At 71.8% G+C, this 13,778-nt stretch carries 11 protein-coding genes; 9 read left to right on the top strand and 2 right to left on the bottom strand.

Going from position 1 to position 13,778, the window contains the following annotated elements:
- Positions 1-2: 2 nt before the first annotated feature.
- The gene (locus BLR49_RS10165) at positions 3-1,637 is read right to left on the bottom strand and encodes a hypothetical protein (protein ID WP_092537271.1); all 1,635 of its coding nucleotides are present in this window, start codon (positions 1,635-1,637) and stop codon (positions 3-5) included.
- Between the two features lie 355 nt (positions 1,638-1,992).
- On the opposite strand from BLR49_RS10165, the gene purD reads away from it, so the two are divergent.
- From purD to purQ, 6 genes are all read left to right on the top strand, one after another.
- Positions 1,993-3,246, top strand: coding sequence for a phosphoribosylamine--glycine ligase (purD, locus tag BLR49_RS10170; RefSeq protein ID WP_092537273.1), 1,254 nt, complete (start codon positions 1,993-1,995; stop codon positions 3,244-3,246).
- A gap of 102 nt (positions 3,247-3,348) precedes the next feature.
- Complete coding sequence (locus BLR49_RS10175; protein ID WP_245690606.1) at positions 3,349-4,254, top strand: phosphoribosylaminoimidazolesuccinocarboxamide synthase; 906 nt, start codon at positions 3,349-3,351, stop codon at positions 4,252-4,254.
- Positions 4,251-4,877, top strand: a complete 627-nt coding sequence (locus BLR49_RS10180) for a hypothetical protein (RefSeq protein WP_092537275.1) — start codon at positions 4,251-4,253, stop codon at positions 4,875-4,877. Before BLR49_RS10175 ends, BLR49_RS10180 begins: the two co-directional genes overlap by 4 nt.
- Entirely contained in the window at positions 4,874-5,755 is an 882-nt protein-coding gene (locus tag BLR49_RS13725) for a PsbA protein (protein ID WP_245690603.1), read from the top strand. The genes BLR49_RS10180 and BLR49_RS13725 overlap by 4 nt, the downstream gene beginning before the upstream one ends.
- Positions 5,756-5,927: 172 nt before the next feature.
- A complete protein-coding gene (gene purS / locus BLR49_RS10190) occupies positions 5,928-6,215 on the top strand; it encodes a phosphoribosylformylglycinamidine synthase subunit PurS (RefSeq protein ID WP_092537276.1) in 288 nt (95 codons plus the stop codon).
- Positions 6,216-6,911, top strand: coding sequence for a phosphoribosylformylglycinamidine synthase subunit PurQ (gene purQ / locus BLR49_RS10195; protein ID WP_092537277.1), 696 nt, complete (start codon positions 6,216-6,218; stop codon positions 6,909-6,911).
- Between the two features lie 630 nt (positions 6,912-7,541).
- Here the strand turns inward: purQ and BLR49_RS10200 are convergent.
- Entirely contained in the window at positions 7,542-8,960 is a 1,419-nt protein-coding gene (locus BLR49_RS10200; protein WP_092537278.1) for a glycosyltransferase, read from the bottom strand.
- Between the two features lie 221 nt (positions 8,961-9,181).
- On the opposite strand from BLR49_RS10200, the gene BLR49_RS10205 reads away from it, so the two are divergent.
- The 3 genes from BLR49_RS10205 (at position 9,182) to purL (ending at position 13,252) form a co-directional block, all read left to right on the top strand.
- On the top strand, positions 9,182-9,649 hold the full coding sequence (locus tag BLR49_RS10205) for a TM2 domain-containing protein (RefSeq protein ID WP_092537279.1): 468 nt from the start codon (positions 9,182-9,184) through the stop codon (positions 9,647-9,649).
- 401 nt (positions 9,650-10,050) lie between these two features.
- A complete protein-coding gene (locus BLR49_RS13730; protein ID WP_245690604.1) occupies positions 10,051-10,491 on the top strand; it encodes a 2'-5' RNA ligase family protein in 441 nt (146 codons plus the stop codon).
- A gap of 370 nt (positions 10,492-10,861) precedes the next feature.
- Complete coding sequence (gene purL, locus BLR49_RS10215) at positions 10,862-13,252, top strand: phosphoribosylformylglycinamidine synthase subunit PurL (RefSeq protein ID WP_092537281.1); 2,391 nt, start codon at positions 10,862-10,864, stop codon at positions 13,250-13,252.
- Positions 13,253-13,778 lie beyond the last annotated feature (526 nt).

The raw sequence follows: 13,778 nt of genomic DNA on the forward strand, positions 1-13,778 counted from the left end.
GGTCATTGGATGCGTCCGAAGGTACCGCGCGGCAGGCCCCAGATGCCGCGGCGTTCCAGTTCGGCGCGCAGCTGCGGGTGGGCGGCGACCTCGTCCCAGTACAGGTTGACGGTGCGCAGCCGGTCGTCGATCAGCTCCAGGTACTGGTCGGAGGGGTCGTAGCAGGCCATCACCAGGCGGGTGGAGTCCACCCACCGGTAGCCGACGGAGCGGGCGGGCAGCCAGCGCCGGGGCAGGCCGCGCTGCTCCCACTTGAACTGGTGCGTCTGAATCTGGTGGGCGGTGAGCCTGATGGCGTCGGGATGTCCGGCATCGCGCCGGTGCTGCGGCGCTTCGTGGAGAAGAGTGACGTCGTCCCCGGGCTCATCAATGTGCTTCCAGAGCAGGTAGCCGGCCTGCTCCGCCAGCGGCTCGGTCTCCTCACGCAGCGGCAGGTGCACCGAGGCCCGGATCTGAGCCAGGGCCCGCCGCACGCCGTCGGCGGTGGGCTGTACGCTGCCCGCCCGGCCGCTGGTGCGTAGCCGCAGGGCGTGGTCGACCGCCTCGGAGGGACCGTAGGCCGCCAGCGCCCGCTCGATGAGCGCGTCGGGCACGGGCTGGGGGCGGGCGACGACGGCGTCGTGCACGGCCATCACCTCCCGCCCGCCCAGGCGGCCGTCGTTGGTGTTGAGCGCGAAGCAGCAGTAGAAGGCGTCGCGCAGGGGGATGTACTCGTAGCCGAGGCGGGCCTGCATCCCCATCCGGTCCAGCAGGGTGCCGATCAATGACTGCATGACGAACCCGGCCACATAGGCGTCGGCGCCCGGGGTGGCGGTGCCGGAGAGCACCACGCCGTCGTCGGGCGGGCACAGCACCAGGGCCGGGCGCCGGTCGAGGTAGCGGGGCGGATGGGTGGGAGGCGCGGCGGCGGGCGGGTCGGACGTCCAGCCGACGCCGACCACGGCGGGATCGTTGGTGATCAGCACGTGGCGGACCTCGCCGCGGCGCGGATCCAGGTGGGCGAGCAGCTCGCAGGACAGCAGCCGGCCGGCCTCGCCGTCGGGGCCGTGGATGGGCATGTCGGCCAGGTTCATGGCGGTCACGCCGGCGTAGGTGGCCAGGTCCCGGTTCCAGGCGTTGAGCTGGCGGGGGAGCAGTGGCGCGCTGGCGGGCAGGTCCGGGCGGTCGAACAGCTCGCCCAGTCGCGCCCAGGCGCCGAGCACGGCGGCGCGGCGTCCGCGGATGCGCAGCCCCAGCATCGTCGGCTCCAGCTCGACGGCGACCTCGGGTACGGAGACCTCGCCGACACCGACCTCGATCGGCCGTTGCAGCTCGGAGCGCAGCGCCCCGCACAGGCGGGCGGCGGCGTCCAGGCGGGCGGGCGGCTCGTCCACCAGGCCGTGGTCGAAGTAGGCGGCCAGCAGCAGCTGGTCGGCGTCCGGGTCGGACAGCACCAGCCAGTCGTGCCCGGCGGCGGTGGTCCAGGTGCCGATCTCGCCCAGGTCCGGGGGCGGTGCGGATGGGGGCGGGGTGCCGGTGTGTCCGGGGGCGCAGGTGCTGCCGTAACCGGCGGGGTTGCCGGTGGCCGCGGAGTTTCCGGGGGCGCCCGGGAGACCGTAGCCGTCGCCGACGTGTGAGCCGTGATCGCCGTCGCTCATGAGGGTGGTCCTTCCTGCGCCGCGGCTGGGAACCGCGCACCCTGGCAGGCTACTCGGGTGAGCCCGTGCCGCCATGGGCAGCGGTGCCCACCCTTCGCCGAGATCGGTAGAAGTTACGTGTCGAAGTCGGTTGATCTGACGATGTGACGGCGGGCCCGTGGGGCGCGACAGCCGGCGACGGTCAACCAGACGGACCTCAGCACGTGACTTCTACCGAACTCGCCACGTGACTTCTACCGAACTCGCCACGTAACTTCTACCGATCTGGGCACGTCACTTCTACCGATCTCGGCGAGGGGAGGGGGTGGCGCGACGAACGGGCGACGAACGGGCGCCGGACGGCTAGGCTGGGGACGTGAAGATCTTGCTGCTGGGGTCCGGCGCGCGCGAGCACGCCCTGGCCCGTGCCCTCGCTTCCGACCCCGCCACCACCGAGCTCGTCGTCGCCCCCGGCAACCCCGGCACGGCCGACATCGCCACCAACATCAAGATCGACCCCACCTCGCCGGAGGAAGTCGTCGACCTGGCCACCCAGATGGCCGCCGACCTGGTCGTCGTCGGCCCGGAGGCGCCCCTGGTTGCCGGGGTTGCCGACGCCGTCCGCGACGCCGGCATCCCCGTCTTCGGGCCCGGCGCCGAGGCCGCCCGCCTGGAGGGCTCGAAGTCCTTTGCCAAGCGAGTCATGGCCTCCGCGGGCGTGCCCACCGCCGACTCCGCCACCTGCGCCACCGAGGAAGACCTGCGCGTCGCGCTGCAGAACTTCGGCGCGCCCTACGTCGTCAAGGAGGACGGGCTCGCCGCCGGCAAGGGCGTCGTGGTCACCACCGACCTCGAGGCCGCCCTCGCCCACGGCCGCGCCTGCCTGGCCAAGGAGGGCGGGACCGTCGTCGTCGAGGACTACCTCAAGGGCCCGGAGGTCTCCCTGTTCTGCGTGTGCGACGGCGCCACCGTCCGCCCGCTCGCCCCCGCCCAGGACTTCAAGCGGCTGGGCGACGGCGACGTCGGCCCCAACACCGGCGGCATGGGCGCCTACACGCCGCTGACCTGGGCGCCCGCCGACCTGACCGAACAGGTGCTGCGAGAGGTCGCCCAGCCGGTGGTGGACGAGATGGCCCGCCGCGGCACCGCCTTCATCGGCCTGCTCTACTGCGGCCTGGCCCTGACGGACAAGGGCGTGCGCGTGGTCGAATTCAATGTCCGCTTCGGCGACCCCGAGACCCAGGCCGTCCTGGCGCGCCTGGACTCCTCCCTGGCCGAGCTGCTGCTCGCCGCCGCCACCGGCCGCCTCGCAGAGGTCCCCGCGCCCCGCTGGTCGGAGCAGGCCGCCGTCGACGTCGTGCTGGCCGCCCCCGGCTACCCGGGCACCGTCACCACCGGCGGCCTGATCACCGGCATCCCCGACGCCGAGGCGCTCGACGGCGTCCACGTCCTGCACGCCGGCACCGCCCGCGACGACGACGGCAACCTGATCGCCTCCGGCGGACGGGTCCTGTCCGTGGTCGGCCTGGGGGACACGGTGGCCGCCGCCCGCGCCCGCGCCTACGAGGCCATCTCCAGGATCCACCTCGACGGCGCGCAGTACCGCACCGACATCGCCGCCGGGCGCTGAGACGAACGGCGGGCATCGCCGTCGGCGCCGCCGCGGTGGCAGGATGGGGCCATGAGCGAGACCAGGACCCCTGACGCCCCCGCTGCCGAGCCCGGTGCAGGCATGCCGCCGTCGGCCCCCGCCCTGCCCGGCTGGGAGCACGTCTCCTCCGGCAAGGTGCGTGACGTCTACGCCCCCGCCGACGCCGGCCCCTGGGCCGGGCAGGACGTGCTGCTGCTGGTGGCCTCCGACCGCATCAGCGCCTACGACCACATCCTGTCCACACCGGTGCCGGACAAGGGCAAGGTGCTCACCGCCCTGTCCGTGTGGTGGTTCGAGCAGCTCGCCGACATCGTCCCCAGCCACCTGGTCTCCCTGGACGTGCCCGCGGCGGTCGCGGGCCGCGCCATGATCTGCCGCCGCCTGGAGATGTACCCGGTCGAGTGCGTCGCCCGCGGCTACCTCACCGGCTCCGGCCTGGCCGAGTACCGCGACTCGGGCACCGTGTGCGGCCTGCCCCTGCCCGCGGGCCTCACCGAGGCCTCCCGCCTGCCCGAGCCGATCTTCACCCCCGCCGCCAAGGCAGAACTCGGCGAGCACGACGAGAACGTCTCCTTCGAACGCGTGGCGGAGATGGTGGGCACCGACACCGCCGAGGCGCTGCGCGAGACCACCCTCGCCCTGTACACCCGCGCCGCCGACATCGCCAGCGCGCGCGGCATCATCCTGGCCGACACCAAGTTCGAGTTCGGCCAGGACCCCGCCACCGGCCGCCTGATCCTGGGCGACGAGGTGCTCACCCCCGACTCCTCCCGCTTCTGGCCCGCCGACGCCTGGACGCCGGGCCGCCCCACCCCCTCCTTCGACAAGCAGTACGTGCGCGACTGGCTCACCTCCCCCGCCTCCGGCTGGGACCGCGGCTCGGCTGCGGCGCCCCCGGCCCTGCCCGACGACGTCGTGCAGCGCACCCGGCAGCGGTACCTGGAGGCCTATGAGCGCCTCACCGGCAGCCCCCTGGACCTGACATGACTGCACCCATGGCCACTCCGGGCTCCGCCGCCCCCGGCACCACCCGTAGCTTTCAGCCCGGCCCCGGCTTCTTGGTGGCGCTGGTCGCTGTAGTCCTGGTGCTGCTGCTGGCGCTAGCCGCCGCCGTCTCCAGTGCCTTCGGCGCCCGGGGGCTGTCCGCCATCCTGGGCGGCGTGGCGCTGGTGATCGTCGGCGTCGGGCTGCTGCTGCTGTTGCGCGTGCCGGCGCGAAGCGTCGTCGTCAACGCCCCGCGGCTGCGGTTGGAGCGCAACCGCGCCCGACTTGCCCGCCGGGATCGGGATGGGCGCCGGCCCGCCGGGCCGAGAGGCTCAGGCCGTCAGGGCGGAACCGAGGAGACGGCCGCACCGCTGACGGTGCCCGGCACCGACCTGGTCATCCCCGACTCGGGTGGACGCCGGGAGCTGACCACCCTGGACGTGGTGACCGGGCCGCTGACCACCGCCCTGGCCACCACCGGTGTGGGCCGCAAGGCCGATGAACTGCTGGCGGGCACCGCCACCGGCGAGACGGCGATCCGCGTGCTCCAACTGCTGGCCGGCACCCTCGGCTTCCTGCTGCTCGCCCTGGGGCTGGCCTCGATCCTCGGGCAGGTGATCGCGTGACGCCGCCGCTGCGCGACCGCCGCTCCGAGGATGAGCGCGGTCCCGTCGACTGGGGTACCGGCGCCCGCGCCGCCGCCTACGCGGGAGGGCGGGACAGCTACACGCATGCCTACGGCGGAGCTGACGCCGAGCCCGATGTGGACTGGGGTGCGCCGGCCGCTCCCGGCGGCTCACCACGCGTGCGCCGGGCCGAGGCCGGTACCGACTGGGGCGTGGGCCGGGGCGCGGCTCCCGCCACCTCCGGGGAGCCAGGACCTACGCCTTGGCCGCAGGCGGCGCGCAGGCAGCGACTGGTCGGCGTCCTGTTCGCCATGGCCGGCTTGGCGCTGGCGACCTGGTCGGCGATGCACCTGGCCACCAACGCGGAAGCGGGGCACCCGTGGGTGCCGCCGTGGCTGGTGGTGGTCCTGGGAGGGGCGGGGCTGGTCTCGGCGGCCGGATACCTGGCCTGGGCCGGCGGCACCGCCGTGCGCCACGAGGCCGAGCGGTGGGAGCCCACAGTGGTGGATGCCGCGGCGGGATTGACCACGGGCACCGTTGACGCCGCCGACCCGCACCACCTGCTGGCGGCCTCCGGCCTGTCGGCAGCGGCGCTGCCGCCGGGGCGGCGAGGCGCGGGCCGGGGCGTCGATGGTGCCGGGGGCGTGCGCGTGGACTCCGGGCCCAAGCCCGTGATGGGCACCTCCACCATGGACCAGTCGGTGCACGCCCCGGCGGGCGTGGCCGGCGCCGTCGGCGGCTTCATGCTCGCCGCCGCGGTGGTGTGCGCGGTCCTGGCGCTCGTGCTGGGCGCGGAGTGGCTGCTGGGCACATTGGCGCTGGCTACCGGCGGCGTCCTCGCGGTCCGCCTGGCCGGCGACTGGCTCGGCGCGATCTAACTCGCCGAGATCGGCAGAAGTCACGTGCCGAGATCGGTAGAAGTCACGTGCCGAGATCGGTAGAAGTTACGTGCCGAGATCGGTAGTTGTTGCGGGCGAAGCCGATTCACGGGGCGCGGACGGGTAGGCTGAGCGCGGACCCGCTCCCGCCCGACCGCATCCAGGAGGACCGATGGGACGCATCGTCGTCGAGGTCATGCCCAAGCCCGAGATCCTTGACCCGCAGGGCAAGGCCGTTATGGGCAATCTCCCACGCCTGGGATTCGACCAGTTCACAGCGGTGCGCCAGGGGCGCCGCTTCGAGTTGACCGTCGACGGCCCCGTCACCGACGCCCACCTGGCCGCAGCCGCCGAGGCCGCCGAGACGCTCCTGTCCAACCCGATCATTGAGGACGTCGTCTCCGTCACCGCCGACCCGGCTTCCGACGCGGGCGCCGCGCCGAGCCCCGAGGAGGCCTGAGTGACCCGCATCGGCGTCATCACCTTCCCCGGCACGCTCGACGACGTCGACGCCGCCCGCGCGGTCCGCCTCGCCGGCGCAGAACCCGTGTCCCTGTGGCACAAGGACGCGGACATCCGCGGCGTGGACGCCGTCGTCGTCCCGGGCGGATTCTCCTACGGCGACTACTTGCGCTGCGGCGCCATCGCCCGCTTCGCCCCCGTCATGGACGAGGTCATCGCGGCCGCCGAGCGGGGCATGCCGGTGCTGGGCATCTGCAACGGATTCCAGATCCTCACCGAGGCGCACCTGCTGCCCGGAGCGCTCATCCGCAACGACCACCAGAGGTTCATCTGCCGCGAGCAGCGCCTGCGGGTGGAGTCCACCACCACCGCCTGGACCAACCTGTTCGAGGAGGGGGAGGAGATCGTCGTTCCGCTCAAGAACGGCGAGGGCAACTTCATCGCCTCGCCCGCCGAGCTGGACCGCCTGGAGGGCGAGGGGCTCGTCGTCTTCCGCTACCTGGGCAACCCCAACGGCTCCGCCCGCGATATCGCCGGAGTCCGCAACCAGCGCGGCAACGTCGTCGGTCTCATGCCGCACCCCGAGCACGCCGTCGAGCCCGGCTTCGGCCCGGACTCCGCGGCGGGGGCACGCCAGGGCGTGGACGGCCTGCGCCTGTTCCAGTCCGCCATCAGCGCGCTGGTCGGCGCCTGAGGCCGAGGGCCGCGCCGCTCCCTAACCGAGCGCCTTCGCAGCCGGGCGGCTCCTGACGACGCGGTGAGGGCGCCGACCGGCAGATGCGGTCGGCGTTGGCTGCGCCAGTTGGATATTCGGTACGCCACTCAGCGGTCGGTTGTGCCCACTACGGGTGGGCGGTGTCTGATGCTGGTTGGCACCTGTTCTCATCCCGGTTGCCTGTGGATAACTTCTTGGACGTCGAGCCGTGCGGCCGCGGCGGCCCGGGTGTGCGGGCGGCGCGCATCCGGCTTCGGGACCGCGGCGGAGACCGCGGAATGACGCTTGCTGGTGCGGATCCGTTCCGTTCGGGGGATACCGCCGGATGGCGTAAAACCGCGAAATTGCAACGATTTGACCGCATGGGTGCGTGTGCGATAAAGGGGCTCGAAGATAGGCTTCGCGCCTGCTGGGGTGTTCCTGGACGCCGATCGATGACTTCCCTGGGGGCTGCCCACAGGTAGAGCGGCGTGATTCCCCCTGTCCTCAGAGCTGTGCACAAAGCTGTGGATAATACCTGTGGATTACCGTGTAACAAACATGCTGCGAGTGGGCGGCAGAACCCGCCTCACAGGTTTGCTGGACGCCTCTGCGGCGCTGTGGTTCTGCTCACCCCAGGGCCTGCGCGATGGCCTCGACCAACTCGAGCAGGTGCCGGTCGGGCAGGAACTCCCGGCGCACGGACTCGTGCGCCGCCAGTCCCATCTCATGCGCCCGCTCCGGGAAGCGCAGCACGTCCGCGACGGCCTGGGCCCAGGCGGCGCCGTCGGCCGGGTCAACGAGCACGCCGTCGACGCCGTCGTCGATCTGGTCCTGGATGCCGCCCACAGCCGAGGCGACCACGGGCGCCTTCTTCCACATCGCCTCCGCCACCGGCAGCCCGAAGGCCTCCACGAGGGAGCGCTGCGTGACCACGTCGGCCACGCGCTGGACGGCGTTGACCACTGTGGCGTTGACATCCCGGTCGTGCATGGGCACGGCGGCGATGTGCACGCGCGAGGCCACCGAGTCCGGCAGCAGGTCCCAGCGGTCCAGCACCTCTCCAAGCACGGCGGCGGATTCGGCGTCGCGCTCCGGGTCCGGGTCCGGTCCCACCAGCAGCAGGTGCGCATCGGTCGGCAGCAGCGCCACGTTGTCCGCGAAGGCGTCGACCAGCTCCTTGCAGCCCTTGAGGCGGTCCCAGCGGGACACCTGCGCGATCACGCGCACGCCCTGCGGCACCGGCAGACCCGCACCCGCCAGGGACGGCAGCTCACGAATCGCGTCCGGGCGCCCGTCCTCGTGCACCAAGGCGACCGCATCGAAGGGCGGCTCGCCGTCGAACACGCCCGCCAGGCGCGCCACCGACCACGCCTCGTCCAGGTCCAGCACCCGGTTCTTGGGGGAGTCGGGGTTGATGGAGGGCGCGATCACCACGCAGCGCTCCGGCTCCACGAAGGGTGGCCGGTAGTTCGGCCGCGAGACGACGACGAGGTCCACCTCCTCCAGGTAGCGGTCCAGGAATGCCCAGGCGCGCTGGCCGGCGTCGCCCGTGTCCTGGGCGCCCAGGTGGCAGCGCCAGATGACGGTGGCCCCCGCCGCCCCAAATGCCTTGGCCAGGCCGGCGGTGGGTGGGTCGTGCAGGATGACGACGTCGCCGTCGCGGATGTCATCGACGACGTTCTCCGCGTTGGAGGCGATCACGTGCTCGTAGATGTCGCGCTGCTTGTCCCCGAGCTTGCCGCCGTCGCCCCGGTCGCCGTGGATGCCGGCGTGCAGCCGTGAGGCAATGGTGTTGAACTCGCGCGGCGCGTCCAGCACCAGCCACCGGGCGTCGATTCCGATGTCGAGCGCATAGCCGACCAGCGGGGCGACGATCTCCGCGGGGCCAGACGCCGCCGCGGCTGTGGGCGTCACCGTCCAGACGGTGCGCCCTTCAAGCAGGGTTCGGGCCGCAGCGACGCCGTCACGCAGACGCCGAGTGGCGACCTCATCCAAGTGGCTCTCGAGGTCCGACAGGGGGAGCGGGGCGACGTCGATGGTTCTCATGTCCCGATACTGCCCCAATGTTGTGTGATGCGCAGCACTTTCGACGGCGTGCCGTGTGTTTCAAGGTGTTGCGTCACCCTCAGTTGTCCGCACCGGCTTGCGCGTCGGGAGGTGCGGGGGAGAGGCTAGCCGGGTAACGAGCATGTCGCGGGATGGCTGTGTTACCGGTGCGACCTGCGATCATCCCGTGCCCGGTCCAACCCGTCTGAAGGGAAACAGTCATGAGCCAGAGCCCCAATATCCCCGGCCAGCCGCAGCCCCCTGCGTACGGCAGTGGGCAGCCGAGCAATCCCTATGGCCAGCAGGCATACAGTCAGCAGCCGGCCTATGCAGCCCCCGGTTACGGTGCGCCCTACGGGCAGGCTGGGTATGTGCAGCCCAAGTCGAAGGTCGCCGCAGCGGTGCTGGCCTTCTTCCTCGGGACCCTGGGCATCCACAACTTCTACCGGGGTCAGACCCGCAACGGCATCATTCACCTGTGCCTGGTTGGCGGGGCGATTGTGCTGCTCATCATCGGCGGGGTGGTCCTGGGGGCTAACGTCGATGCCTACGGCAATGTGTCGGGCGGTGCAGCTTCCACCGCCGGGATGCTGATGCTGCTGGGCTGGCTCGTCGCTGCTGGTAACGGCATCTGGGCCTTCGTCGAGTTCATCATGATCCTGGTCTCCAACGACGGCAGCCTCCAGTGAAGGCGCTCCGCGCCGTCTCCTCAAGGTAATCGCCGCCGTGGTCGGTCGACGTTACCGCCGAGGCCGGTCGACGTGGCTGTCCGGGCGGGATTCGGCGGCGCGGTGATCTGGGGCCGTTGGTCTTCCACTGAAGGAGTCGGTTGTGGAGACGCTGCCTGAGTTCGACGAGCGCGTCAGAGCATTCCAGACCAACTCGGTCCCCGACGAGCCGATGTTCGGGCTGCCTGCGTCGCTGGAGGAGAAGGTGGCCCGACGAGTAGGCGCGCTGCGGCCCTTCTATGGGGACACGATCGCCTACTTCCTCGACGATCAGGTTCGGGAACTCGTAGGGGCGATCGCGCATGGCCTCCACGGCCGTTTCGGCGAGTCGCTGTCGCTACCGCTGCCCGTGGAGATGACATGTGACGCTCCACGATCTCCACGCCGGCCCGGACCGGGCGCAGGTGTGGCCACTGGTGGAGGCCGGCGCGGCGAGGGTCGCGGAGCTGGTTGCGCGGGCGCGCGCGGTCGGCCCGATCCGCACCAGGTGCACGGCGGTCTTCAACCTGGTGAATACGAGCGTCGTCGTCGGGACCAGAGCGGTGGAAGAGGGCGAGCACCACAAGCTGCTTTCGGCGCGCGCCCTGTTCGACGAGATCGTCCCCTCCGGGCCGTTCACGCCCCATATCACTGTTGCCTACTACCGGCCGGACGCGCCCATACCGCTGGCACCCGGAGCATTGCGCGCCGCGCTCAGCGAGTTCACCGTACAGATCTCGGGCAAGTCCGTCGTGCTCGCACCCGAGCGCCTGCACGCCCTGCACTTCGACTCAATGAGCAACTACTGGGTGGCCCAGCCGTAGGACCCGGCGCCATCGTCTGTGTGTACGCGCGGCTTCGATAGTTCCGCCGGACGCCATTTGGGCCGCTGTCCTCTGTTTGGACCGCCGTAGTGCGCCACTGGGGCGGTCCGAATAGACGCAAGGGGTCCAAACAGAGGGCCGGGGTCCAGACCGAGGGCCGGGGCAGCTTGGGGCAGGACACGCCGCGGCTCGGGGACGCGGGAAGTCCCCTGGTTGAGGACGCGGGCGCCAGGCGCCGGACTCGTGCAGCCGCCGCTCGGCGTTGGGCTCGCGTGGATGCCGCTCGACGTCGACCACGTTGTGAAATAGGTGCAAGGCCGCCCCGCCGGGTAACCTCTAACCCGGTTCCACCGCCCACCCAGGAGCAGACATGTCCGCCGTCGAGCCCAACGCCGTGACCGAACCCGCCCGCCCCGACCGGGTGGCCGAGCACCCCGACACCGTCGCCCACGCCGCGGCCACCCCCGACCAGGCGATGCCCTACCGCGAGCTCGGCCTCAAGGACGACGAGTACGCCTCCATCAAGAGCATCCTCGGCCGCCGTCCCACCGCCGCGGAGCTGGCCATGTACTCGGTGATGTGGTCCGAGCACTGCTCCTACAAGTCATCCAAGCTGCACCTGCGCCAGTTCGGCCAGAAGACCACCCCGGAGATGCGCGAGCACCTGCTGGTGGGCATGGGGGAGAACGCCGGCGTCGTCGACATCGGCGACGGCTGGGCCGTCACCTACAAGGTCGAGTCCCACAACCACCCCAGCTTCGTCGAGCCCTACCAGGGCGCCGCCACCGGCGTCGGCGGGATCGTGCGCGACATCATCTCCATGGGCGCCCGCCCCGTGGCCGTCATGGACCAGCTGCGCTTCGGCGCCGTCGACCACCCCGACACCGCCCGGGTGGTGCACGGCGTGGTGGCCGGCGTGGGCGGCTACGGCAACTGCCTGGGCCTGCCCAACATCGGCGGCGAGACCGAGTTCGACCCGTCCTACCAGGAGAACCCGCTCGTCAACGCCCTGTGCGTGGGCGTGCTGCGCCATGACGACATTCACCTGGCCTCCGCCTCCGGCGCGGGCAACAAGGTGGTCCTGTTCGGCGCCCGCACCGGCGGCGACGGCATCGGCGGCGCCTCCATCCTCGCCTCGGAGGCCTTCGAGGACGGCATGCCCGCCAAGCGGCCCAGCGTGCAGGTGGGCGACCCCTTCATGGAGAAGGTCCTGATCGAGTGCTGCCTGGACCTGTTCGGCGCCGACCTGGTGCTCGGCATCCAGGACCTCGGCGCGGCCGGCATCTCCTGCGCCACCAGCGAGCTGGCCTCCAACGGCGACGGCGGCATGCACGTGGACCTGGAGAACGTGCTGCTGCGCGACCCCACCCTGACGGCCGGGGAGATCCTCATGAGCGAGTCCCAGGAGCGCATGATGGCCGTCGTCGCCCCGGACAAGCTCGACGACTTCATGGCGGTCATCGACAAGTGGGACGTCGAGGCCAGCGTCATCGGCGAGGTCAACGGCACCGGTCGGCTGACCATCGACCACTTCGGGGAGCGGATCGTGGACGTCGACCCGCGCACCGTCGCCCACGAGGGGCCCACCTACGACCGCCCCTACGCCCGCCCCGCCTGGCAGGACGAGCTGAACGCCGACACCTCCGACGCCCTGGCCCGGCCGGAGAGCGTGGAAGAGCTGGCCGCGCAGGTGCGCGCCGTCGTCGCCAGCCCCAACCAGGCCTCCGCCGCCTGGGTCACCGACCAGTACGACCGCTTCGTGCGCGGGGCCACCGCCCTGGCCCAGCCCGACGACGCCGGCGTGATCCGCGTGGATGAGGCCACCGGCCGCGGGGTCGCCATCGCCACCGACGCCAATGGCCGCTTCACCAAGCTCGACCCGGCCACCGGCGCCGCCCAGGCGCTGGCCGAGTCCTACCGCAACGTGTGCACCGTGGGTGCCCGGCCGCTAGCCGTCACCGACTGCCTCAACTTCGGCTCCCCGGAGGACCCCGACGCCATGTGGCAGCTGGTGGAGGCGATCACCGGCCTGGCCGACGCGTGCCGCGAGCTGGGCGTGCCCGTCACCGGCGGGAACGTCTCCCTGTACAACTCCCACGGCAAGGTCAAGGGCCTGCCCGACTCCTCCATCAACCCCACCCCGGTGGTGGGCGTGCTCGGCGTCATGGACGACGTGCGCCGCGCCAACCCGTCCGGCTGGCAGGAGGAGGGCCTGGCGATCATCGCCCTGGGCGAGACCCGCGACGAGCTGGACGGCTCGGCCTGGACCCGCGTGGTCCACGACCACCTGGGCGGCCTGCCCCCGCGCGTGGACCTGGACGCGGAGGCCGCCCTCGGGCGCGTGCTGGTGGCCCTGAGCGAGGCGGACCTGCCCGACGGCGCCCGGCTGGTGCGCGCCGCCCACGACCTGTCCACCGGCGGGCTCGCGCAGAGCCTGGTCGACGCGTGCCTGCGCTTCGGCGTCGGTGCGGCCGTCGACCTGGCGGCCCTGCCCGGCGACGTGGACGACTTCACCGCCCTGCTGTCCGAGTCCGGCGCCCGCGCCCTGGTGGCGGTGCCCGAGGTGGCCGTACCGGCGGTGGCCGCGGCCGCCGAGGCCGAGGGCGTGGCCTGGGGGCGCCTGGGCACCACCGGCGGGGACATGCTCGCCGTCACCGGCACCGACCTACTCGCCGACGGCGGCTCCGGCCGCCCGCTGGTGCTGGACCTGGCCGAGCTGCGCGCGGGCGTGGACGCGACGCTGCCGGCGCTGTTCGACTGAGGTCGACTCAGCGACGGAGGGGCTGAGCCTGCCCGGGGTCGGGTGGGTGTGCGCTTGCGCAGTCTCCGCGGCCGAGTGACGCCACCGGTGCGGGGCGTATTTCGCGGCCCGGAGCACGTTTGGAACGCCATTTCGTGGTTTGCTACGCCGGTTTGCCGTCTGCTGCGCCACTTGACCGTTTGCTGTATACCTCCGCGTCCTTCAGTAGAGCGTTGGCTGGCGTTGTTAACGGTGAAGTGGCGTGGTGGACGTCCGGCGGGGCGGTGGTGGTTGTGGTGGTCTTCGTCGGGGTGCCTGTGGTCGGCCGTGGGTGTCCGGAGGCGGGGTTGGGTGGCGGTTACGGCTGTGGCAGGTGGTGCTGTTGGGGCGTGTGTGCCTGGTGTGGCGTGCGCCGGGAGGTCACAATTTGGTCTACGGTACAAAGATTGGTACGTTTTGACCCCGACTTTTCCGCATGACTTCGTTGAAAGTTGGTGGCTGGAGGGGCCTGGAGGGGTGTCGGTGGCGCTTGGCTTGTTTCCAACGA

The organism is Actinomyces ruminicola, from assembly GCF_900103885.1.
Lineage (GTDB): Bacteria > Actinomycetota > Actinomycetes > Actinomycetales > Actinomycetaceae > Actinomyces > Actinomyces ruminicola.

Excerpts from the sequence above, each read along its gene's own strand:
- purS (WP_092537276.1), top strand. The coding sequence starts at position 5,928 with ATGGGACGCATCGTCGTCGAGGTCATGCCCAAGCCCGAGATCCTTGAC.
- BLR49_RS10165 (WP_092537271.1), bottom strand. The coding sequence starts at position 1,637 with ATGAGCGACGGCGATCACGGCTCACACGTCGGCGACGGCTACGGTCTC.
- BLR49_RS10205 (WP_092537279.1), top strand. The coding sequence starts at position 9,182 with ATGAGCCAGAGCCCCAATATCCCCGGCCAGCCGCAGCCCCCTGCGTAC.
- BLR49_RS10180 (WP_092537275.1), top strand. The coding sequence starts at position 4,251 with ATGACTGCACCCATGGCCACTCCGGGCTCCGCCGCCCCCGGCACCACC.
- BLR49_RS10175 (WP_245690606.1), top strand. The coding sequence starts at position 3,349 with ATGCCGCCGTCGGCCCCCGCCCTGCCCGGCTGGGAGCACGTCTCCTCC.
- purL (WP_092537281.1), top strand. The coding sequence starts at position 10,862 with ATGTCCGCCGTCGAGCCCAACGCCGTGACCGAACCCGCCCGCCCCGAC.
- BLR49_RS10200 (WP_092537278.1), bottom strand. The coding sequence starts at position 8,960 with ATGAGAACCATCGACGTCGCCCCGCTCCCCCTGTCGGACCTCGAGAGC.